The sequence below is a fragment of the Micromonospora sp. NPDC023633 genome (assembly GCF_040640035.1).
Lineage (GTDB): Bacteria > Actinomycetota > Actinomycetes > Mycobacteriales > Micromonosporaceae > Micromonospora.
This window is the reverse complement of record NZ_JBFABB010000115.1, coordinates 1-22054: the sequence shown is the minus strand read 5'-3', so window position 1 is coordinate 22054 and position 22054 is coordinate 1. Positions and strand designations below refer to the sequence as shown.

Here is a 22054-nt window from a genome sequence, read left to right as displayed (position 1 = left end):
GCTGGACGCGGTCGCCGCGCAGGGGGCGGCCGGATGAGCGCGCGGAACGCGGCGGTCGGTGGCGTGGAGGTGGCCCGGTGAGCGTGCGACTGGCCGGCCGGGCCGCCCAGCCCGCGTCGCCGGCCGGCGACGCGGGCGTGCTGCTCGGCATCGACTTCGGCGGCACCAAGATGGCGGTCGGGGTGGCCGACGCGCAGGGCCGGCTGCTGGCCCGCGAGCGGGTCCCGACGTACGCCGAGCGGGGTGCCCCGCAGGCCCTGGACCGCGCTCTGGAGCTGGCCGCGAAGCTGGTGGGGGAGGTCGGCGCGCCGGTCGCGGCGGCCGGGATCGCCTCGCCCGGCGTGGTCCGCTCCGACGGCATCGACCTGGCCCCGAACGTGCCCGGCTGGGACGGGCTGCGCCTCGCCGACGCGGTCCGGGACCGGTTGGCGGTGCCGGCGGTGGCGGTCGACAACGACCTCAACGCCGCCGCCCTGGCCGAGCTGCGCCTCGGCGCGCTCCGCGACGCCGACCCCGGCCTGGTGGTGGGCCTGGGCACCGGGGTGGCGGCGGCGGTCACGGTCCGCGGGTCGGTGCTGGCCGGGCACCACGGGGCGGCCGGCGAGATCGGGTACGCCGTGGCCGGCGGCCCGTGGCCGGGCACGATGCTGGAGCTGGGCTTCTCCGGTCGGGCGCTGGACCGGCTCGCCGACTCGCTCGACGTGCCGGGTGGGGCGCGAGGGCTGGCCGCCGCCGCCGAGCGGCCCGGCCCGGCCCGCGACGCGCTGACCGCCCGGGCGGACGAGCTGGCCCGGCACCTGGTCACCTGCTGCCTGCTGCTCGACCCGCAGCGGGTGGTGCTGGTCGGGGGGGTGGCCGGCAACGCGCTGATCCGCGGCCTGCTGGGGGAGCGGATGGCGGCGGTCCTGCCGTACCCGCCGGAGGTGGTGCTGTCGCGGTTCGCCGACGACGCCGCGCTGCTCGGCGCGGTCATCCTCGCCCGCGAGGCGGTCCCGACCCCCCGCTGACCGGCCGGTCCGCGCCGCGCCCTTGCAAGTGCTTGCAAGCCACGAAGTCGACGGTCCGTCAAGGGCCGTCGGCTTCGTGGCTTTTGTGGGCCATGGTCAGCCCTCTTCCCGGGTCGGCCGGCCTCGTTGCCATGCAATTTCGAGAAGTTTGCTGCAAGGTGCTGCAGAGGCTGCCAGCAATCGAGCATTGTCGTCGCTGCGCGGACGGCCGCTCCCTTCTCGCCAGTGCCTCTTCGTCCCCGGAAGAAGGTCTCCCCTGTCATGGCACGACCGACACCGCCCCTGCGCGTCCGCATCCCCCGTCTGCTCCTCGCCGCCGCCGTCGTGTCCGGCGCCACCCCGGCGGGCGGCACCGACACCCGCACCGACACCTGGCGCTGACCGGCGGCGCCCGGCCGGGCGGCCGGCCCCGCACCCCGGGACCGGCCGCCCGGCGGCGTCGGGAGTGTCGGCGCCCGCCGGTAGGGTGCCGGCCGTGACGCACACCGACTGGTCCGACGTACCCAAGCGGCTCGCGCGGCTGGCCGCCGACCCCGGCGCCGAAGGTATCTTCGGCGCCCGCGACCACCAGTGGACTCTGGAGCCGCCGCTGCGCGCCGAGGAACTGGCCGAACTGGAGGGGCAACTGCGGGTCGAGTTGCCCGAGGAGTACCGGTCGTTCCTGCTCGCGGCGGGCCGGGGCGGGGCCGGGCCCGCGTACGGGCTCTTCCCGCCGCGCCGGACCGACGGCCGCTGGGCCTGGGCGGGCGACGGCGCCGACCTCACCGACCGCGACACCCTGGCCCTGCCCTTCCCACACACCGAGGCGTTCAACCCGGCCGACGCCCTGCCCGAGCCGCCCGACGACGAGGACTTCGACACGGTCGAGGCCTTCAACGAGGCCGAAGACGCCTACTGGGAGCGGTACGACGAGGTGGTCTACGCCCCCGAGCACTCGATCGGGCTGCTCTACCTGTGCCACCTCGGCTGCGCGCTGCGGGAGGCACTGGTGGTCAGCGGCCCGGCGCGGGGCCGGATGTGGGCCGACGACACCGCCGAGGGCGGCGGGTTCCGGCCGTTGCTCGACGACGACGGCACGCCGCTCGGCTTCGCCCGGTGGTACCGGCGCTGGCTGGACGCGGCGGAGATGTCGGAGGAGGCGGCTACCGTGCGGGGATGACCGCCCCCGCAGACGTGCCACCCGAGTTCCTCGACCGGCTGCGGCCGATCTGCCGTGAACTGCCGGAGAGCTACGAGGAGCCGGCATGGGTGGGCGTGCGCTGGCGGATCCGCAGGCGCACCTTCGCCCACGTGCTCACCGTCGACCCCGACCACCAGATGGCCTACGCCCGGGCCGCCGCCACCGACGAGCCGACCTGTGTGCTGACGTTCCGGTCGCCCGTCGACGAGGTCCACGCGCTGGTGGCCGGCGGTCACCCGTTCTTCAAGCCCGGCTGGGGCGCCGACGTGCTGGGCATGGTCCTCGACGACGGCGTCGACTGGACGGAGGTGGGCGAGCTGCTCACCGAGAGCTACTGCCTGCTCGCCTCGAAGAAGCTGGCCGCCCGGGTGCCGGTGCCGGCCGAGGGGGACGAGCCGGTCGCCGTCCAACGAGATCCCCGCTCGCCACGCTGACGCAGGGCGGCCACCGGTTCGGACACGGTCCGTGACCTATTGTGAGTGGGGAGTGCCGGTGCGGCGTCCCGGCCTGCGGCGTAGGCGGGGCACAGCGCTGCGCGCTTCGAGACCGGTCGGCACGTCCGGTCCGGGAGGTCGGACGCGTGGGCCTGGGTCGAAGCACACGGCATGCCTGGCGGGCGCCGCTGCCGGGCGCCGCAGGGACGCTGACCGCGGGACGGAGTGGTGACCGATGCGCCGGGTGAGGCGGTGGACAAGTGCGACGCCGAAAGCCGTCGCGGCGATGAGTCCGCCGGCGCCCACAGGTCCACCTCCCGACCGAGACGACCGACTCATCGGGAGTAAGGCATGGGCCTGATCCACATCGAACTGTTCGCCACCCTCGACCTCGTCGGGCAGGCGCCCGGCGGCCCCGACGAGGACCCGGTGGGGTTCCCGTTCGGCGGCTGGCAGGCGCCCCTGCTGGACGAGGTCACCGGGGCGCAGGTCGCCGCCGCGTACGAGGGCACGGACGCCCTCCTGCTCGGCCGGCGGACGTACGACATCTTCGCCGCCTACTGGCCGCACCAGGAGGGTGGCGAGGACGACGAGATCGCCACGCTCTTCAACCGCGTCCCGAAGTACGTGGCATCCCGTGGCAGGCCCGACCTCTCGTGGGCCGGGTCCAACCAGCTCGGCCCAGACCTGGCCGGCGCGGTGCGCGAGATCCGTGACCGGCACGAGCACGTGAAGGTCGTCGGGAGCCTGAACCTGGTGCAGACCCTCCTGCGCGAGAAGCTCTTCGACCGTCTCGACCTCTGGGTGCACCCGATCGTGCTCGGCGTCGGGAAGAAGGTGTTCGACGGTGGCGCGGTGCCCACGAACGTCACACTTCTCGAACCGCCGGTGGCCAATCCGAGGGGCACCGTGTACCTGCGCTATGGGCTGGCCGACGGCACGCCCGGAACGGGGGACATGAGCGCACCCGATCGCGGTGCCGGAATCGACGACTGAAGCCGCCCGGTCAGGTGGGTCCCACGTCCGGCGTCACCGCGGGCGGAGCCCCGATCCACGGCTGGGGTACTAGCTCTGTCTGCCGCCCCGTTGGAAGACGCGCCGGGACACGACCAGGCACCGGGCGGTTGACTCGGGGGTCGATCAGTCCCAGTTCCTTGGCCTTGCGGATGGCCTTGGCGATGGTCTGTCGGGTCGGTTCGTCGCCCCTCCTGTCGGAGAGGATCTGCGCCAAGGTCAGCCCATCGAACGGACTGTGTCCGATGTTGTTGGCCCAGCCGATCGCGGCGAACCCGATCCGGTACAGGGGATGCCTCAGGTCCTTGGCGCATCGCCACCCGCAGCAGGGGTTCTGTAGTTCGGGTCCTCGACGAGCTTCTCCTGCGGCTCGGAGAGGCCCATGACCACCGAGCCGGTCTGCCGGGTGACCAGCCTGCGCGCGGCGCGGTTCACCACGTACTCGGTCTCGGCGGGCCTGACCGGATCGGTCCGGGTGGGACACGAACCGACCGTTCCGGGCGGCTGGCCGACCCGTGGGTGCCGGCCAGCCGACACCCACGGATCACGCGACTCAGCCGACGTCGAAGACGCCCTGTCGGACGGCCTCGTCCCAGGCGACCTGGGCGATCTTGTTCTGCCCGCTGATCGACGGGTGGAAGCCGTCGAGGACCGACAGGTCCGACGCCGTGAACGCGGCGTTGTGCACCGCGCCGTTGTCGTAGAACACGTTGGCCCGCTCCGCGGCGAGCTTGGCCAGCCGCTGGTTGTACTCGTCGACCCGTGCCTCCACCGCGGCGCGCCGCGCGTTCGCGGCGGACGAGGTGTCGGTCGGGTTGGCCAGCATGACCTCGCAGATGCCGATCAGGTTCCAGCGCGTCCGGATCAGGAAGTTCTGCTGGCCGATCCGGTAGAGCGACATCATGCTCGGCACCGAGGCCAACAGCACCCGGGTGTTCGGGTTCTTGGCCCTGATGATGTCGAGCGCCTTGCGCACGTTCGCCTCGAAGGTGTCCGGCGGGGTGGTGCCCGACGGGGTCGAGGCGTAGCAGATGTCGTTCCCGCCGATCAGGATGGTCACGTAGTCGGCGTTTGCGTTGGCGAGGGCGTTGGTCGCCTGGGTGGCCAGGTGGACCGAGCGTTCGCCGCCCTTGGCGTAGTTGCCGCCGGTCATGTCGACCCCGTACGCCTCCAGGCGCCGCAGGTGCGAGTTGACCGCCGTGCTGGTGCCGGTGGACCAGGAGTTCTGCGGCTGGGCGTTCTGGGTCCCGTCGGCGACGGCCGCCCGGGTGATGGAGTCGCCGAGCGCGACCATCCGCGCGCTCGAGGGCACTGCCGCCACCGCGGTCGACGGGGCCAGGATCGCGGCGGTCACCACTGCCGCGACACTGGAGAGGAGGGTCCGGTGAGAGATCACATGGGCTCCGGAGGGTGGGTCGGGAGGCTTGCCGCCCGTCGGCCGAACCGCTGGTCAGGGGCGGGCAGCGACTGTCACCCGCGAGCGTAGAACTAGACGATCATTGCTGCCAGCAGTCGATGGCGATCGTTGGGCCGTGTTACGGAAACGACACCACCGGGCGTGTCCCGCCCCGGCCGTCGGCTTCCTCGGGCTGGTCACGGGTGAGCCGAACGGGCTGGACCGGCGGTAACCCCGGTGCCTCCGGTGGTCGATCTCTGCGATGATCGTCGCCGTGTGGTCCCCGCGTGTCGCCCCGTCCGGCAACCATGACCCTGGCGGTGCCCGATGACCGCCGAGCTGACCGACCGGCTGGTTGACGAGCACACGATCCTCCAGGTGGCCGTGGGATCCCGCGCGTTCGGTCTGGCCGGCCCGGGCTCGGACATCGACCGGCGGGGGTGTACGCGTTGCCGGCAGCGGCGTTCTGGCCGCTGACCATGCCGGTGCCGGTGTGGGAGCGGTGGAAGCTGTCGAAGATCGTCACTCGGCGAGCTGCGAGAACGACTGCGGAGCCGACCGTCGGTCAGGACGTCCCGGAAACCCTCGTTACTGGACGACCCGCGTGCCTCATGCCGTGTGGGTAGCGGCGTAACCACTGCGATGGGCAGGACTGGATCAGCGTCTCGCCCGCGCCTTGTTCCAAGTCACCCGCCGGATCCGCGTGCGGGGATCAGTCGAGGGCGGCGGCACGGGAGGGTTCGCGTTCCCATGTCCGGACGATCGTGGTGATGACCGCTCGGCGGCGGGCGAGCCGGGCCGCGTCGCCGGGCAGCGCACCGGTGTATAGGGCGTCGAGGTTGGGGAGCGCCTGCGAGGCGTCGGCCAGGGTCACGATGGTCAGCAGCAATTCCTCTGCTTCTTCGCGTGTGAGCTCTGGCACCGCGGCGAGGATCCGGTCGACCTTGTCCACTGACCGCGCCCGGCGGTGCTCCTTCGCGACGGGGTCGCCCAGCTCGAGACCCTCCCAGAAGGTCAGGCGCGCGAGCTCGGGGTGGGCGCACTGGTAGTCGAAGACCCGGCCGGCGTAGTCGGCGATCGCGTCGATCCCGGAGCCGTGGATCGGCACGGCGTCGATGGCGATCCCGAGTTCGCGGGTGAGGACCTCGCCGAAGAACTGCTCCTTGTTCCCGAAGTACTGGTAGATCCGCTCCTTGTTCACGCCCGCGGCCGCGGCGATGCGGTCCACGCGCGCGCCGGCGAGCCCGTGCGCACTGAACTCCTCGACGCCGGCGTCGAGGAGGAGTCGCTTCGTGCGTTCGGTGTCCCAGGCCATGGCGTTAGCCTACAGTCTCCAACTGCTTAGTTGGAACCCGTGCTAGGGTTGTTTCCAACCATTCAGTTGGAAGCGGGAGGGCGACCGCTCGTCAGCCGCTCGGCCCGGACAGGAGCCTTGGATGAACCAGCACGATTCGCAGCCGTCCGCAGCTCTGGCAGGCGACTTTCCCGGCGGCCGGCCCGTGGTCGTGGCCCTGGTGGCGACGGCGCTGTTCGTGCTGGCGCAGCTTTACGCCTCCATCCCCCTGCTGGGCCCGGTGGCGACGAGGTTCGGAGCCGACGCGACGTTCGCGCTTTCGACGGCGTTCAGCGTCACCTACGCCGTCGGCTTCCTGATCTGGGGGCCAGTCTCGGATCGCTACGGGCGGAAGAAGGTCATGGCCGTCGCCATCGGGGTCCTTTCCGTGGCGACCCTCGCCTGCGCGTTCGCGCCTTCCTTGGGGGCGCTCGCGGGGCTGCGGGCGCTCCAGGGCCTGTCCGCCGCGGGGTTCGCGCCGGTGGCGCTGGCCTATCTGACGGAGGCTGTTCCTCCGCGGAGGCGGGCCGGTGCGGTCGGGGCCATGTCGGCGGCGTTCCTCGTCGCGGGGATCCTCGGCCAGGTGGCCGCGTCCGTGATCGCCCTCCGGATGGGCTGGCCGTGGTTCTTCGGGATCTGCGGCACGGTGCTGGCCGTGGCGTTCGTCGTGATCCTCGTCCTCGTCGCCGAGGCGTCGCGGGCAGCGCCGACGGCATCGCTGTGGAATCAGTTCGGCAAGCTCGGCGGCCTTTTGGTGAAGCCGGCGATCCTCTTGCTCAGTCTCGCTCACGTCATGCTCCTGCTGTCCTTCGTCGCGCTCTACACCGGTATCGGCGGGCATCTGGAGAATCTCGGCGTCGCCGCGTCCGACATCGTGCTCATCAGGCTCGCGGCGCTGCCGGCCATGTTCGTGAGCCTGTTGGCTGGCGCGGTGGCCAGCAGGCTCGGGGTCGTCCGAGTGGCCCAGCTCGGCTTCGGCCTGGCGGCACTCGGCATGCTCGGCGAGGCCGTGCTGTCCGGCACCCTCGTCGGGCTCGTCCTGATGAGCGTCGTCTACGTGGCAGGCGTCGCTCTGGCCGTCCCCTCGATGATCGGCCTCTACGGCGAGACGGCGGCTCCCCACCGTGCGAGCGGGATGGCGATCAACGGCTTCGTCCTCTTCATCGGCGCGAGCATCGGTCCGATCCTCGGTGGGGCCATCACCGGTTTCACGGCGCTCGCCCTTGTGCTGACCGGCCTCCTCGCACTCGCTTCGGTGCCGCTGATCGGCGTCGCCGTCATCACGCGAAAGCCGGCAACGCGATGACGGAGGTCGACCGCATCGCCGTCGCGTGGCAAACCCCATCACCCCGCAAGAAGGGATCGAGTCATGGCAGGCATCCTGATCACCGGGTCCACCGACGGCGTCGGCCGGGCGACCGCCGAGGCGCTCCTCGACGACGGCCACCAGGTCGTCGTGCACGCCCGCACCACGGCGCGGCTGGCCGCGGTACAGGACCTCGTCGACCGCGGGGCCGCGGCGATCGTCGGCGACCTCGCCGACCTCGACCAGGTGCATGACCTGGTCGAGCAGGCGAACGCACTGGGCCCGTGCGACGCGGTGGTCCACAACGCCGGCGTCATGAAGGGCGCGGTGCTCCCGGTCAACGTCACCGCCCCGTACCTGATGACCGCGAGGATCCAGCGCCCGGGCAGGCTGATCTACCTCAGCAGCAGCATGCACCGCGGCGGCCACCCCGACCTCGCCGGCGTCGACTGGACCGGCAAGCGCGAGACGCACTCGTACTCGGACGCGAAACTGTTCGTCACCACGCTCATGGCCGCCATCGCCCGACTCCGGCCAGACGTCGTCGCGCACGCGGTCGACCCCGGCTGGGTGCCCACCAGAATGGGCGGACCGTGCGCGAGCGGCGACCTCGCCCTCGCGCACGTCACCCAGGCCTGGCTCGCCACGACCGACGATCCCGAGGCGCTCGTCAGCGGCCGCTACTGGCACCACCGGCGAACTCAGCAGCCCCATCCCGCCGTTCACGACAAGGGCTTGCAGGACGCGCTCCTGTCCTCGCTCACCGAGCAGACCGGCGTCGCGCTCCCCGCCGCCCACGACTGAGCGGGCCGCTCAACCCCGACCAGATGACCACTACCCCAGACCACCACCACGGAGGAAAATCACATGCTGAAAGAACGCGCACTGGGCCAGCAGGGTCTGACCGTCGCCGAGATCGGTTTCGGCACCATGGGCATGACCGCCTTCTACGGCACCAGAGGCAGCCGCGAGGAGCACATCGCGGTCATCCGCCGCGCCCACGAGCTCGGCGTCACCCTGTTCGACACCGCCGAGCTGTACAACCGAGGAAACGGCTCCAACGAGATCCTCCTCGGTGAGGCCGTCGCCCCGTTCCGCGACCAGGTGCAGATCGCCACCAAGTTCGGATTCACCTACGACGACCAGGGCAACGCCAACGGCAACGACTCCACCCCGGCGAACATCCGCCGCGTGACCGAGAGCAGCCTGCGCTACCTCGGCATCGACGTCATCGACGTGCTCTACCAGCACCGCCAGGACCCGAACGTCCCGGTCGAGGACGTCGCCGGCACCGTCAAGGAGCTGATCGAGGAGGGCAAGGTCCGCTTCTTCGGGCTGAGCGAGGTCGGGCCCGAGACGCTGCGCCGCGCCCACGCGGTGCACCCGGTCTCGGTGCTGCAGACCGAGTACTCCCTGTTCGAGCGAAGCGTCGAGGCCGAGGTGCTACCCGCCGCGCGCGAGCTCGGCATCGGATTCGTGCCCTACTCCCCGCTCGGGCGCGGCTTCTTGACCTCCGCGGTCAAGCCCGCCGAGGAGCACGAGGAGGGCGACTTCCGCCGGTACGACGCCCGGTGGCAGGGCGAGAACTACCTGACGAACAAGCATACGGTGGACCGGCTCCACCATCTCGCCGCCGAGAAGAAGATCAGCGCCTCGCAGCTCGCCCTGGCCTGGCTGCTCGCCCAGGGCGACGACATCGTGCCGATCCCCGGGACCCGCAGCGCGGTGCGGCTCGAGGAGAACCTCGCCGCCGCTGGCGTGGAGCTGACCCGAGAGGACCTGGCGCGGATCAACGAGATCATCCCTGACGGTGCCGCCGGTGCTCGCTACACCCCCGAATACCTACCCACCTGGATCTAGTTGCGTCCTCCACGGCGGACGCGGCCAACGCGAATCCGGCCGGGCCCGCGCGGAGCTGACCGCATGATCCGCCTGCCCCGCCGACTCCACGGCCAGCCCCGCTTCCCGATGACCGGTGCCGGCCACGGCCGCATCCGCCACGAGCACCTACCCGCCAAGACCCAGCAGTCCCTGCGCCACTTCGTCGCCACCGCGTTCTGAAGGGCTTCACCCGGCCGATCAACCGGATCGCTGCCGAGATGCGGGCCAGCGGCGAGATTCCGAGCGACGCGGTCAACCCGTTCGTGCCGGCGTACGACCCGCCGGGCGATCGGCTTCCGGGTCGCGCCGGAGATCGTCGCACTCGGTTAGGCCGGCCCCAAGACGACGGGTAGCCGTCGGTGTTCGCGAAGAACGCTGGCGGCTGCCCGTCGTTTATCCGCCCGGGTGGCCGGTAGTTTCCGGACCAAAAACAACCCCAGCGCTGGTCAAAAAGGGGGATGACGATCCCGGCTCCAGGTGTTCACCAGGGCCTCCGACTAGGGCTGGAGTTGTTTTTGGTCTGGAAACTACGGGCGGCCCTGGATCGAGGCGTGGAACGCCGACCCCAAGCCGTTCGTGTGGGACCAAGACGGCTGACGACATCCTCGAAACAATCGCGGCATACTGCCAACGAATTAGAGGTTGCGCGGATAGGCGGAGCCTTTTTCGACCTCGCCGACACGATCATCACAATCCGTAGCTTGATCCGTCGAGCCTGGACCACCCATCGCTGGGATACCCGCCCCCGACGCCAACGGTGAACAACCACCAATCAGCGCAAGTTCTTGCTAAAGACCGCGCGCGCAAAATCATCGGGGGCGACGCTCGCCTCGGCGATCAGTTCTCCGTCAGAGGACCAGATGCCCGAGCGGCCGGACGTGCGGTCAAAGCCACCACCGGTCGGACCTGCAAAGGCCGCCGTGGCCACCCACACGCCGTGGTCGGCGGCGACCCGGCGGGCGCGCTCGCCGTGGAGCTCAGCCTCGTGATCGGCGTGCACGATTCCAGCAACGTAGCCATCGATGCCCAGCGCGGCCGTCGTCGCGGCGTGCTGCGGGATGCCAGTGTCGCGGCAGATGGCGAGCCCCAGCCGCCACCCGTCCACTTCGATCACGGCAGGCTCGCCGGGGACGAAGTAAACGGCCTCGCTGCCGTGCAGGTAGACCTTCCTGTAGGCCACGCGCACGCCGTCCCCGTCCACAGCCAAGATGCCGATGTACGGACCGGGCACTGGAGCGCCAACCAGCGCGAGCGTCCCGGTCTCGGCGCATGCGGCGAGGATGGGAGCCAGCCGTTCATCGGCTGGGGCGACTGGCACTGCGTCCAGCTCGTATCCCGTCAGCGACAACTCGGGAAACACCACCACCCGCGCGTCCGCCGCCCGGACGGCCGCCGCATGGGCCTCCGCGTTGGCCGCTACGTCGTGAGCAACGCACCGCGGCTGCGCCACCGCGATGCTCAACCGCTGCTCCATCCTGGCTCCCCTCGTCGACCGGCACCGTATCCGGCCGCGCAGCCGAGCGGTTGGGGCACCTGCCTCTGAAGAGGCCGCGTACCACCGCCGGATAGAACATGAACGCCAAAGCCGCCCAATCGGTTCACTCAAGAAGCCGCACGCGGCTTTCTGACGCCGCAAGCGCCAGACAATTTTACGCTCCGTAACCTCACACTGCGCCTAGGTCATTTTCCGCTACGACGGCTGTCCTGACCTGACTCGGCACGCCTATCCGCGCGACCTCTTAACGACTCAGGGCACTAGGCCGCCGACGCGGCCCGCGGGTCGTTCGACCGGGTGCGCTGCGCCAACCCGGCGGCGGACAGGTCCGACCGGCCCTGGCCGCCAGCCGGCCGCACCGCGTGCGGCGACGACTGCCCGGAGTCGGACCGGGCCATGCGCAGTGCGCGCTGGGCGTTGTTCCAGGGCGGGCAGGGCCAGGCCTGGCCCGCGCAGAGCAGGTTGCGGCACCCGCCGTCCCCGTCCGGCTCGTGGGCGTCGGCCACGTCCAGGGCGAGCTTCCACAGCAGCGGGTCGGTCACCTCGGCGGGACGGTCTGCCTGACGGTCGGACCGGTCGGTGGTGTCGGACACGAGTTTGATCCCCCTTGAGCGCGCAGGTGCGATCTTCACCTTCTCCAGTTTCCACACCGGCGAAACCTCGACGCCCCTCCCAAGCTGCGGAGTGGTTCGTCGGGTGGCTCGCGGCCGGGCCAGGTGGGGCCCGCCGGTGCCAGATCGCCAGCCCGCCGAGGGGCGGGCCCGCCGGCGGCTGAGGTCCAGCGACGAGAAGGACATATGCGGCGTCTCGTCTGGGGCCGGCAGCGCCAGGGAAGGCGCGTGCTGGCCGGGACCGATGTCGGCAGAGTCCCGGACGGGCGAGGTAGTGGGGCTCGGTCGTCACTCGGAGTCGTGCGGGGCTCGCCGCGACCGGTCCCGGCGCAACCGCAGCGCCGCGACTGCGGCAACGACCAGCAGGACCACCAGGGCGGGGCCACCCGCGATGACCATAAGCCCTGCGCCGATGTTGGCGCCGATCCCTCCGGCGGTCAACACCCGCCAGGCGAGGCCGAGGAGGACACCGGCCCCGACGAGCGGCACCAGCACCCACCACCACCGGGCGTCGAGCCGGCGGCGTGCCGTGGCCCGGAGCAACCAGGCGAGCGCGAGGACGACGCCGCCGCAGGCCAGGACGCCGACGACGCGGTCTCCCGCCGTACCGAGGCTCACGGGCCGGATCGCGTAGTCCAGCTCGACGCCCTCGGCGGCGAGTTGCCGGGCCTCGTCGTTGGTCAGGTCGCCGATGAGCCACCAGGCAGCCACCGGAGTGCACAGAACCAGGATGAGCGCGGTGATCCGAAATGTCAGTCGGTGCTGCTTCGTCATGCCTGTTGCCTTCTCCCGGCGATCTTGTCCAAGCTGCTCGGCCAAGTATGTGGGTGGCCCTCGGGCGGGGCCTGAGCACACCTACTCACCGCAGGTCCGCACAACGGGCTCCCAGTCGGCCCGGCGGCACCGATCACACATCGACGGGGATTGACATGTGAGTTCGTGTGCACTGAGGATGGCCTCAGCCCACGGACCTTCACCGGAGCAGCCGCACCCGGGCGGCCCCTCGGCCATCCCGCTCCGGCCGCCCTGCCGACACCAGAAGGGCGGACACATGCGTGATTCCTCAGCTCCCCGGTGGCGACGCCGCCTTCCCGTCCCGGCCGCGTTGGCCGCCGCCACGGCGGTGGTGCTGCTGGTCAGCCCGGCCGCGGCCGTCGTGCCCGCCGCAGAACCCCCGGTCGAGTTGGTCCGGGTCGCCGACGAGGAGGCGAACGTCGTCGAGGTGCTGCTCGCCGGCACCGCCCAGCTGGACGCCCTCGTCGCCACGGGCGTCGACCTCGACCACCACGTCACCCGCACGGAGAAGGGGGTCGTCGCGCACGCGGTCGTCACCGCCGGCGAGGCCGCGGCCCTGACCAGGGCCGGCTTCACCCTCGGCGAGGTGCTGCACCGTCCCGCCGACGCCCGGGCCCGGGTGGCGGAACGCGAGGCGACCATCGCCGGGCACGTCGCGCAGAACCGTCAGTTCGCCGCCGCGACGCTCGGTCCGGCCGCCTCCGCGGCATCCGACGTCAAGATCATCCGAGCGGACTACTACACCTCCGGAACGAGCCAGATCCTCTCCGTCGAGGCGAAGTGGGCGCAGGGCCAGACGGCCGCCGACGCCCTCACCGTCGAGCGGGACAGCGGGCCGGGCACCGAGATCGGCTCCGGCGGGACGCAGACGATCTCCCGTTTCGTCGACGCTGGCGTCTACCTGTACCACCGCGGCGCCGCGCCGGTGACCAGCCGGCCCGACCGGATCCGGATCACCAGTCCGACCGGTGACGTGGCCGTCGCGCAGGTGCGGGAGTGGCTGCCGACCCCGGGCGACGGCCCCGAGGGGCCGGGCTACCAGAAGGACTTCGTCACCAGCTACCTGACGCCGACCGAGCTGTACGCGCGGATCCACCAGCTGGCGGCCGAGTTCCCCCGGCTGGCCGAGATCGTCGAGCTGCCGCACCGGACCAACGGCTACCGGCGGCACGCGCAGGCGGTGCTGGGCACCGCCACCGACAGCCGGGTCGCGGTGGACTCCCTGGCCTGGGGGCACGAGGGCGGCAACGACATTTCCGTGGAGCTCGCCGACCCGGGCGCGGCGAACACGCCGCTGTCGGTGACCGTGGCCGGCCCGGCCGTGCGGGTCACCCTGGGCACCGACGGCGCCAGCGCGGTGACCAGCACCGCCGCCCAGGTCGTCGCGGCGCTCAACGCCGGGGCCGGGACGCTCGTGCGGGCGTACACCTATCGGGGCAGTCCGGGAGCCGGCGTGGTCGTGCCGGCCGCGCGGACCCCGCTCAGCGACGGCCTGAGCGCGCCGGCGAGCGTCTCGCGCGACCCGCACCCCGTGTACGCCATCCGGATCGGCAAGCACCGGGACGGCTCGAAGCTGGGCGTGCTCGCGTACGCCCAGGAACACGCCCGCGAGTGGGTGCCGCCGCTGGTCACCGTCGAGACCGCCGAGCGGCTGCTGCGCAACTACGCCCACGACGGGCGGACCCGCCAACTGCTGGACAACCTCGACATCTGGATCGCCCCCTCAATCAACCCCGACGGCGGCCACTACTCCTTCTACGACTTCAACTCCCAACGCAAGAACATGACCAACCACTGCCCGACGACCGGGGCGGCGGACTTCCTGGCCCGCAACTCCTGGGGCGTGGACAACAACCGCAACTACACCGAGTACAGCCTCTTCGACGGCTACTCGGGGGCGTCGGCGAGCTGCACCAGCGGCACGTACGCCGGGCCGAGCGAGCTCTCCGAGCCGGAGAACCGCAACCTCGACTGGCTGGCCTCCCGCCCGAACATCCGGTTCTCGATGAACCTGCACTCCTCGGGCAACTACTTCATGTGGTCGCCGGGGGCGTACGCGCTGCCCGGCCGGGTCTCCGCGCCCCGCCCGACGCTCGCCGAGGAGTCGGCGTTCTGGGGTGCCTCGTCGCGGATCCTGGCCGCCATCAAGCGGCACCGCAACATGGCGGTCACCCCGGCGCGCACCGGTCCGATCTCCGATGTGCTCTACTCGGCGGCCGGCAACTCCGGGGACATGCTCTGGTACAGGTACGGCATCTACGCCTGGAACTTCGAGGTCGGCACCTCGTTCCAGCCGGAGTGGGACGAGGCGCACGCCGAGGCGTTGGAGTTCGCCAACGGCCTGGTGGAGTTGATGCGGGTGGCCCGGGACTTCGCCGAGGACCGGACCCGCCCGCGCAGCACGCTGGCGGTCGCGCCGAGCGCGACACCGGGCATGGTGGACGTGACCTTCTCCACCAGCGAGCCGGCCGCGGTCTTCTACACCCTCGACCGGGCCGCCCCGACGTACGCGTCCATCCTCTACGGCTCGGCGGGCGTCCGGGAGGGCGGGGAGACGCTGACCGTCCCGGCGGGATCGCGGATCCACTGGTTCTCGGTGGACTCGGCGGGCAACGTCGAGAACGACTACCGCCCCGACGGCAACGGCCGCAACTACCGCAAGGGCACCGCCGTGCTGCCGGCGGGCTAGACCGCACCGCCAGTCGGCGGGTGGTGCCCTCGGGCCGGGGGCACCACCCGCCCTGCGGTTCAGTCCGGCAGCAGCGGCATCTCCAGGCCGGGGTCCCGACCGAGCAGCACCGCCCGGGTGAGCGCCCCCGACCCGAACCGGTCGCGCACCGCGTCCACCGCCGCGTCCAGGTCCGCCCCCGCATCGCGGTCGAACGGCAGCGGCGGCTGGACGGGGGAGTCGTCCAGGTTCCCGACCGACACGCCGAGCAGGGTCACGCCCCGCCGCTCGATCTCGGGCAGCGCGGCCCGCAGCAGCGCCCGCGCCGCGGCGAGCAGCGGGGCCGTGTCGGCGGTCGCCTTGGCCACCGTGTGGGAGCGGGTCGCGCGGGTGTAGTCGCCGAAGCGCAGGCGCAGCGTCACCGTCCGCCCGGCCCGCGTCGCCGCCCGCATCCGCCGGGTCACCCGGTCTACCAGGCCGGCGAGGATCGCCTCCAGTTCGGCGGGGGAGTGCGGGACGGCGGCGAGGGCGTGCTGCGCGCCCATCGACCCGCGCCGGCGGCCGACCTGCACCGGCCGGGGGTCGCGGTTGTGCGCCAGGGCGTGCAGGTGCCGACCGGCGCCCGCGCCGAGCAGCGAGACGAGCGTCGCCTCGCCGAGGCGGGCGACCTGCCCGACCGTACGGATGCCCCGCTCGCGCAGCTTCGCCGCGGTCACCGGCCCGACGCCCCACAGCCGCTCCACCGGCAGCGGGTGCAGGAACGCCAGTTCCCCGTCGGGCGGGACGACCAGCAGTCCGTCGGGCTTGGCGACGCCGCTGGCCACCTTGGCGAGGAACTTCGTGCGGGCCACGCCCACGGTGATCGGCAGGCCGACCCGCTCGCCCACCTCCCGGCGCAGCCGGGCGGCGATGTCGGCGGGCGGGCCGGCCAGCCGGCGCAGGCCGCCCACGTCGAGGAACGCCTCGTCGATGGAGAGCCCCTCGACGATCGGGGTGGTCCGCCGGAAGATCTCGAAGACCGCGCGGCTCGCCGCCGTGTAGGCCGCCATCCTCGGCGGCACGACGATCGCCTCGGGGCAGAGCCGCCGGGCCTGCCGGCCGCCCATCGCGCTGCGGACGCCCCGGGCCTTCGCCTCGTAGCTGCACGCGAGGACCACGCCGCCGCCGACGATCACCGGCCGGCCGCGCAGGCGCGGGTCGTCCCGCTGCTCGACCGACGCGTAGAACGCGTCCAGGTCGGCGTGCAGGATGCTGGCCTCGGGCGACACGAACACATGTTCGCACGAAAGCCCGCGATGATGGCACTGACCTGCCCGAACATCGCCGCGCGGCGGTTACAGCTCGTCGAACGGGCGGGCGTAGGCGAACTCGCCTCGGATCGACGGCCGCCAGGCGCTCAGCGGGCGGGCCATGAAGTAGCGCGGCCCCCACGGCTGCGGCGGGGTGACGCCGAGGTCGACCGCCGGGCGGAACCCGAAGCGCGGGTAGTAGTCCGGATGCCCGAGCAGCACCACCAGGGCCTCCTCGCGCGCGTCGGCCGCGCCGAGCACCGCGTGCATCAGCGCGGAGCCGACCCCGCGCCGCTGCCAGGCCGGCAGCACGCCGAGCGGGCCCAACCCCAGCGCGACCGGCTCGCCGGCCACCCGGCCCCGGGTGCAGACCACGTGGCCGACCACCCCGGCGGCGTCGTCGACCGCGACGAGGGAGAGGGTCGGCAGCCACCCGTCGTCCGCCCGCAGCGCGTCCACCAGCCCCGCCTCGACGGGTACGGCGTCCGGCTTCTCCGGGTTGGCGAAGGCGGCGAGGTGCACCGCCCGGATCGCGTCGACGTCGGCCGGGGTCTCACGTCTGATCAGCACGGGGCCACGATAGGTAGCGCGGTGCACCCGGTGCGCGCCATTTATCGGGCGCCGCCCGCTCACCCCGTGGGCTGGCGGTGCCGGGCGCGGGCGCCGACGATCCGGTGCACCGCCACCAGCGGCAGCACCCCGACCGGGTACCAGGCGAGGTCGACCGGGTCGAACTGCACCCCGAGCGCGAGCCGCGCCAGCAGGCTGCGCGCCGACAGGGCCGCCGGTACCCCGGTCAGCTGCGACACCTCGACCGCCCAGCAGAAGGCGATCGCGATCGCGCCGGCCGTCGGCGGCGACAGGCGCGGCCGGAGGAACAGCACACCGGCCCAGACCATGGACGCGTACAGCGCGGTGCCGGAGTGCTGTTCGAGGCCGCCGTCGGCCGCCGCGCGGACGACGAGGGCGACGAGCAGGAAGAGAGCGGCCGCGGCGAGCAGCAGGATCCGGCACCGCCGAGAGGTGATCGACACTCCGCCGATGCTAGGCGCGCGCTCGTGCACCCGGGCCGCGAGGTTTCCGCGTGCCCGTCACGTCGAGCCCGCGCACCACTCGGCGTGGACCGGTCACCGGAGCGGGCGACCCGCACCGGGCGGCCGCGTCGTCACCCGGAGCGGGGCGCGCGAGGTCAGGACATCGCGGTCGGCGACGGTGGGGCGGTGCCGCCCTGCGGGGCCTCCGCCGTCATCAGCCGGACGATCCGCGCCCGGTCGGCGGCGGACGGCAGTCCCCACTCGGGGCGGTAGCCGTACACCTCGTGCAGGGGGTGGGAGGCCGTCCGGCCGTCGAGGACCTCGATCGCGTCGGTGTCGATGAGGCCCGGGTGCTCGACGCCGCACGCCTCGGCGACCTTGACCAGGTCCCGGCGCAGCGTCCGGATGTAGTTGGCGGCGCGGACCGACTTCGAGCCCGGGTCCACGCCCCGGGCGAGCCACGGGTTCTGGGTGGCGACGCCGGTGGGGCAGGTGTCGGTGTGGCACTTCTGCGCCTGGATGCAGCCGATCGCCAGCATCGCCTCCCGGCCGACGTTGACCATGTCGCAGCCGAGCGCGAACGCCACCACCGCGTTGTCGGGCAGGCCGAGCTTGCCGGCGCCGACGAACACCACCTGCTCGTGCAGGTCGCGCTCGGCGAAGACCTTGTAGACCCGGGCGAAGCCCTGCTGGAACGGCAACGACACCGAGTCCGTGAAGATCAGCGGCGCGGCGCCGGTGCCGCCCTCGCCGCCGTCGACGCTGACGAAGTCGACCCCGCGCCCGGTGTCGCGCATCAGGGTGGTCAGCTCCTCCCAGAAGCCGAGGTCGCCCACCGCGGACTTGATGCCGACCGGCAGGCCGGTCTCGGCGGCGAGCAGCTCCACCCAGTCGAGCAGGCTGTCGCAGTCGGAGAACTCGGCGTGCCGGGACGGGCTGACGCAGTCGCGACCCTGCGGGATGCCCCGGGTCGCGGCGATCTCCGCGGAGACCTTGGCCGCCGGCAACAGGCCGCCGAGGCTGGGTTTCGCGCCCTGGCTGAGCTTGATCTCCAGCGCCCGCACCGGCGCGCCGGCGACGAGGTCCCTGAGCCGGTCGAGGCTGAACCGGCCGCGTTCGTCGCGGCAGCCGAAGTACGCGGTGCCGATCTGGAAGACCAGGTCACCGCCCTTGCGGTGGTACGGCGACAGCCCGCCCTCGCCGGTGTTCTGCAGGCAGCCGGCCAGGGCCGCGCCCCGGTTGAGCGCCTCGACGGCGTTGCCGGACAGGGACCCGAAGCTCATCCCGGAGATGTTGACCACCGACTCGGGCCGGAACGCGTGGGCGCGGCCCCGCGCGGCGCCGAGCACCTTGGCGCACGGCAGCCGCACGTCGTGCCCGGCTGCCGGCGTCGACGGCGGGACGGCCCGACCGAAGGTGCGGTGCTTGATGATCGGATATCCGGGGGTGAACTCGATGTCGTTGTCGGTGCCGAAGCCGAAGTAGTTGTTCTGCTGCTTCGCCGACGCGTACACCCAGCGGCGCTGGTCGCGGGTGAACGGCCGCTCCTCGTTGTTGCCCGCGACGATGTACTGGCGCAACTCCGGCCCGATGGACTCCAGCAGGTACCGGGCCCGGCCGAGGACCGGGAAGGTACGCAGCAACGCGTGGTCGCGCTGGATCAGGTCACGCGCGGCGAGGGCCGCGACGGCGGCGACGGCGGCGGCGGCGGGTACGGCTCGGCTTGCCCACTTCATGCCCGCCACTCTTTCCGCGATCGCCTCCCGCCAAACGGGCCGGCGACCACCGGCCGGCGTCGACGACCCGGCCGGCGTGCGGCTCAGCGCGGCGCCGGGAGGCGGTGGACGACCAGCATGGCGATGTCGTCGGTCGGCTGTTCGGCGCCGAGGGTGGCCATGACCGTGGCGCAGACCTGCTCGGCCGGTGCGGGCCGGACCACGTCGGCGAGCTTGTCGAGGCCGACGTCGATGACCTCGTGGCGGCGTTCGACGAGGCCGTCGGTGAAGCAGACGAGCACCGCGCCCGGCGGGAAGTCCACCTCCGCGCGTTGCCGGGGCGGTGGCCGGCGACCCGTACCGAGCGGGGGATCGGTGTGGACCTCCACGGGTGCGCCCGGCTGGCCTGGCACGGCGAGGACGGGGCGCAGGTGCCCGGCGGCGGAGAGCCGGATGCGGGTCCGGTCGGGGGAGACCATGGCGTAGAGCGCCGTGGTGAGGTTGCCGGCCTCGAAGTGGCCGACCTTGCGGTCGAGGAGCGTCAACGCCTCCGCCGGGTCGTCGCAGACCAGCGCGTAGGCGCGCAGCGCGCTGCGGATGCGCCCCATGACCACGGCCGACTGCAGGCCGTGGCCTGACACGTCGCCGATGACCAGGCCCAGCCAGCCCGAGGGCAGGAGGAACACGTCGTACCAGTCGCCGCCGATCCCGGCGGCGTGCCCGGGCACGTACCGGGCGGCCATGTCCAGGCCCGCCACGCTGGGCAGCTGGGTGGGCAGCAGGCTGCGTTGCAGGGCGAGGGCGGCGTTGTGGTCGAGGTTGTGGGACCGGGTGAGGCTGGCCAGGCTGGCCCGGTCGGCGACCAGCTCCAGCAGGCGGACGTCGTCGGTGGTGAACCGGCGTCGACCCAGCGTGCCGACGTGCAGCACGCCGATCAGCTCGCCCCGGGCGAACATCGGCACGCCGAGCAGCGACCGCAGCCCCATCGCCAGCAGGATCGGGTTGACCACGGCGTCGGGGGTGACGACGTCGACGATCACCGGCTGTCGGGTCAGGGCGATCCGGCCGGCGAACCCGCGGCCGACGGAGACGCGGAAACCCTGCCGGACCTCCTCCTCCAACCCCTTGGCCGCGGTGGCCACGAGCTGCTGCGCGTGCGTGTCCAGCATGAGGATCGCCGCCGTGTCGACGTCGAGCAGGTCCCGGACGCGGTCGAGGAGCTCGTCGAAGAGATCGGCCGCGTCGAGGCGGGACAGCGTCGCGTCGGTCACCGCCTCGATGCGGCGCAACCGTTCGTCGTCCTGGATGAGCCCCTGGTCGGCCACGACAGGATCCTAGCCCTGTCGGCCGCGTGCTCCGCCTTCCGCGCTGCGCCGCCCGTGGGGTCCCGACGAACCGGGCCAGCTGGTCAGGACCGGCGGCGGGTGGCCCGGGCCTGGAGCGTGGGCCGGCGGACCACCGCGATCCGGTCGCCGCGGGCGCGCAGCGACGTGCGCCCGCCGCGCCCACGTCGTACGGTCAGATCGATGGTGTGACCGCCGACCCGCACGCCCTCGAGCACGAGATCCGGCAGCCACTCCGGCAGGTGCGGGTCGACGAAGATCGTCCGCAGCGGCGCGGCCGGGCGCAGTGCCAGCAGCGCCTGGATCAGCGCGACGACCGCGCTGGCGGACCATGCCTGCGGGGAACAGGAGTCCGGGTAGACGCCGGGGTGCGGGTGGGCGTCGTCGCGGGGCAGCCCGCTGAGCACCTCCGGCAGGCGGTGTTCCGTGAAGAGCGCTGCCGCCGAGAACATCCCCTCCGCGAGCCGGTGCAGGTGATCCCAGCAGCCGTACCGGGCCAGCCCCAGGCCGATCGTGCCCGCCTCGACCGGCCACACGCTGCCCCGGTGGTAGCTGAACGGGTTGTACGCCGGGTGCGCCGAGGACAGGGTGCGCACGCCCCAGCCGCTGAACATGTCGGGGGCGAGCAGCCGGTCGGCGACCAGCGGCGCGAGGCGGGCGGGCACGATCCCGGTGGCCAGCAGGTGACCGTCGTTGGAGTTGACCGAGCGCACCTGCCGTTTGTCCGGCCCCAGCGCCAGGGCGTGGCAGCCGTGGTCGGGCATCCAGTAGGCACGGTGGAAGCGGCGCCGCAGGGCGGCGGCCCGGCGGACCAGCCCGGCGCCGAAGGCGGGGTGACCGGCCGCGGCGAACACCACCGCGGCGTGCCGCAGCGCGGCGTACCAGTATGCCTGCAACTCGCTGGTCGCGATCGGGTTCGGCACCACCTCGCCGTGCTCGTCGACGATGGCGGTGTCCGAGTCCTTCCACCCCTGGTTCTTCAGGCCGGCGGGGGAGCGGCGGTGGTATTCCAGGAAGCCGTCCCGGTCGAGGTCGCCGTACCGGTCGATCCAGCCCAGCACGCGCCGCGCGGTCGGCAGCAGGTCCCGTACCGTGTCGAGGTCCCCGGTCCAGGCCAGGTACTGGCCGAGGAAGACGAGGAAGTCCGGCGCGGTGGACCAGTCGCCGTGGTAGGCGGCGAACGGGTCGAGCCCGAGCGCGGACACCGGGCCCCGCCGGGCCTCGTGCAACGGCTTGCCGGGTTCCTCGTCGCGCCAGTCGTCGATGCGCCGCCCGAGGTGGCGGGCGTTGAGCCGCAGGCTGTCGGCCAGCATCGTCGGCCCGGCGAGCAGCGCCTGCCACGAGGCGGTCATCGTGTCGCGACCGAAGATCTCCTGGTAGATCGGCAGGCCGGCCATGGGTGCCGTCGGCCCGTCCGGTTCGCCCAGCGGCAGCACGGAGAGGTCGTCGACCGCGCACCGCCAGGCGGCGGTGACGTCGAAGTTGCTGCTGCCGAGGCGCGCGAGCTGGCTGCCCCTGCCGTCGGTCGGCGCCTTGGCCACCGGGGTGGACGT

General features: G+C 72.6%; 20 protein-coding genes and 2 pseudogenes. 11 read left to right on the top strand and 11 right to left on the bottom strand.

Going from position 1 to position 22054, the window contains the following annotated elements:
• The first annotated feature begins 77 nt into the window (after positions 1–77).
• The 4 genes from AB0G13_RS27555 (at position 78) to AB0G13_RS27540 (ending at position 3617) form a co-directional block, all read left to right on the top strand.
• The gene (locus tag AB0G13_RS27555) at positions 78–1007 is read left to right on the top strand and encodes an ROK family protein (protein ID WP_357880117.1); all 930 of its coding nucleotides are present in this window, start codon (positions 78–80) and stop codon (positions 1005–1007) included.
• A 475-nt stretch (positions 1008–1482) separates the two neighbouring features.
• Positions 1483–2166 (top strand): SMI1/KNR4 family protein, encoded by a 684-nt coding sequence (locus AB0G13_RS27550; protein ID WP_357880114.1) that lies wholly within the window; start codon positions 1483–1485, stop codon positions 2164–2166.
• Complete coding sequence (locus tag AB0G13_RS27545; protein ID WP_357880112.1) at positions 2163–2621, top strand: MmcQ/YjbR family DNA-binding protein; 459 nt, start codon at positions 2163–2165, stop codon at positions 2619–2621. The genes AB0G13_RS27550 and AB0G13_RS27545 overlap by 4 nt, the downstream gene beginning before the upstream one ends.
• A gap of 351 nt (positions 2622–2972) precedes the next feature.
• Positions 2973–3617 carry a dihydrofolate reductase family protein gene (locus AB0G13_RS27540; protein WP_357880109.1) on the top strand — a complete coding sequence of 215 codons (645 nt, stop codon included), beginning with the start codon at positions 2973–2975 and terminating at the stop codon, positions 3615–3617.
• Positions 3618–4188: 571 nt separating this feature from the next.
• On the opposite strand, the gene AB0G13_RS27535 is transcribed toward AB0G13_RS27540, so the two are convergent.
• On the bottom strand, positions 4189–4989 hold the full coding sequence (locus AB0G13_RS27535; RefSeq protein ID WP_357880106.1) for a GDSL-type esterase/lipase family protein: 801 nt from the start codon (positions 4987–4989) through the stop codon (positions 4189–4191).
• A gap of 369 nt (positions 4990–5358) precedes the next feature.
• On the opposite strand from AB0G13_RS27535, the pseudogene AB0G13_RS27530 reads away from it, so the two are divergent.
• A pseudogene (locus AB0G13_RS27530) lies at positions 5359–5507 on the top strand (nucleotidyltransferase domain-containing protein); the annotation flags it as partial.
• Between the two features lie 236 nt (positions 5508–5743).
• Here the strand turns inward: AB0G13_RS27530 and AB0G13_RS27525 are convergent.
• Positions 5744–6346, bottom strand: a complete 603-nt coding sequence (locus AB0G13_RS27525) for a TetR family transcriptional regulator (protein ID WP_357880104.1) — start codon at positions 6344–6346, stop codon at positions 5744–5746.
• 121 nt (positions 6347–6467) lie between these two features.
• Between AB0G13_RS27525 and AB0G13_RS27520 the strand changes: the two genes are divergently transcribed.
• From AB0G13_RS27520 to AB0G13_RS27500, 5 genes and pseudogenes are all read left to right on the top strand, one after another.
• Complete coding sequence (locus tag AB0G13_RS27520; protein ID WP_357880102.1) at positions 6468–7670, top strand: MFS transporter; 1203 nt, start codon at positions 6468–6470, stop codon at positions 7668–7670.
• A gap of 63 nt (positions 7671–7733) precedes the next feature.
• Positions 7734–8474, top strand: coding sequence for an SDR family NAD(P)-dependent oxidoreductase (locus AB0G13_RS27515; protein ID WP_357880099.1), 741 nt, complete (start codon positions 7734–7736; stop codon positions 8472–8474).
• A gap of 63 nt (positions 8475–8537) precedes the next feature.
• Entirely contained in the window at positions 8538–9530 is a 993-nt protein-coding gene (locus AB0G13_RS27510; protein ID WP_357880095.1) for an aldo/keto reductase, read from the top strand.
• A 63-nt stretch (positions 9531–9593) separates the two neighbouring features.
• Positions 9594–9731, top strand: coding sequence for a hypothetical protein (locus AB0G13_RS27505; protein WP_357880092.1), 138 nt, complete (start codon positions 9594–9596; stop codon positions 9729–9731).
• A 479-nt stretch (positions 9732–10210) separates the two neighbouring features.
• Positions 10211–10312 (top strand): annotated as a pseudogene (locus tag AB0G13_RS27500) (IS5/IS1182 family transposase); the annotation flags it as partial.
• Positions 10313–10323: 11 nt separating this feature from the next.
• On the opposite strand, the gene AB0G13_RS27495 reads toward AB0G13_RS27500, so the two are convergent.
• From AB0G13_RS27495 to AB0G13_RS27485, 3 genes are all read right to left on the bottom strand, one after another.
• Positions 10324–11025: a carbon-nitrogen hydrolase family protein gene (locus tag AB0G13_RS27495; RefSeq protein ID WP_357880088.1), complete on the bottom strand. Its 702-nt coding sequence runs from the start codon at positions 11023–11025 to the stop codon at positions 10324–10326.
• 281 nt (positions 11026–11306) lie between these two features.
• On the bottom strand, positions 11307–11639 hold the full coding sequence (locus AB0G13_RS27490; protein ID WP_357880084.1) for a hypothetical protein: 333 nt from the start codon (positions 11637–11639) through the stop codon (positions 11307–11309).
• 306 nt (positions 11640–11945) lie between these two features.
• Positions 11946–12431, bottom strand: a complete 486-nt coding sequence (locus tag AB0G13_RS27485) for a hypothetical protein (protein ID WP_357880081.1) — start codon at positions 12429–12431, stop codon at positions 11946–11948.
• 277 nt (positions 12432–12708) lie between these two features.
• Between AB0G13_RS27485 and AB0G13_RS27480 the strand changes: the two genes are divergently transcribed.
• Positions 12709–15141 (top strand): M14 family metallopeptidase, encoded by a 2433-nt coding sequence (locus tag AB0G13_RS27480; RefSeq protein WP_357880078.1) that lies wholly within the window; start codon positions 12709–12711, stop codon positions 15139–15141.
• Positions 15142–15200: 59 nt separating this feature from the next.
• Here AB0G13_RS27480 and dinB read toward each other — a convergent pair whose 3' ends face one another.
• The 6 genes from dinB to AB0G13_RS27450 form a co-directional block, all read right to left on the bottom strand.
• Positions 15201–16388, bottom strand: a complete 1188-nt coding sequence (gene dinB, locus AB0G13_RS27475) for a DNA polymerase IV (protein WP_357880075.1) — start codon at positions 16386–16388, stop codon at positions 15201–15203.
• A gap of 66 nt (positions 16389–16454) precedes the next feature.
• A complete protein-coding gene (locus AB0G13_RS27470) occupies positions 16455–16979 on the bottom strand; it encodes an N-acetyltransferase (protein ID WP_357880072.1) in 525 nt (174 codons plus the stop codon).
• 59 nt (positions 16980–17038) lie between these two features.
• Positions 17039–17443, bottom strand: coding sequence for a DUF2809 domain-containing protein (locus AB0G13_RS27465; protein ID WP_357880069.1), 405 nt, complete (start codon positions 17441–17443; stop codon positions 17039–17041).
• 155 nt (positions 17444–17598) lie between these two features.
• Positions 17599–19179 (bottom strand): FMN-binding glutamate synthase family protein, encoded by a 1581-nt coding sequence (locus tag AB0G13_RS27460; RefSeq protein ID WP_357880067.1) that lies wholly within the window; start codon positions 19177–19179, stop codon positions 17599–17601.
• 83 nt (positions 19180–19262) lie between these two features.
• The gene (locus AB0G13_RS27455; RefSeq protein WP_357880065.1) at positions 19263–20483 is read right to left on the bottom strand and encodes a GAF domain-containing SpoIIE family protein phosphatase; all 1221 of its coding nucleotides are present in this window, start codon (positions 20481–20483) and stop codon (positions 19263–19265) included.
• 83 nt (positions 20484–20566) lie between these two features.
• Positions 20567–22054, bottom strand: a 1488-nt coding sequence (locus AB0G13_RS27450; RefSeq protein ID WP_357880062.1) for an amylo-alpha-1,6-glucosidase, incomplete at its 5' end; no start/stop codon positions are given.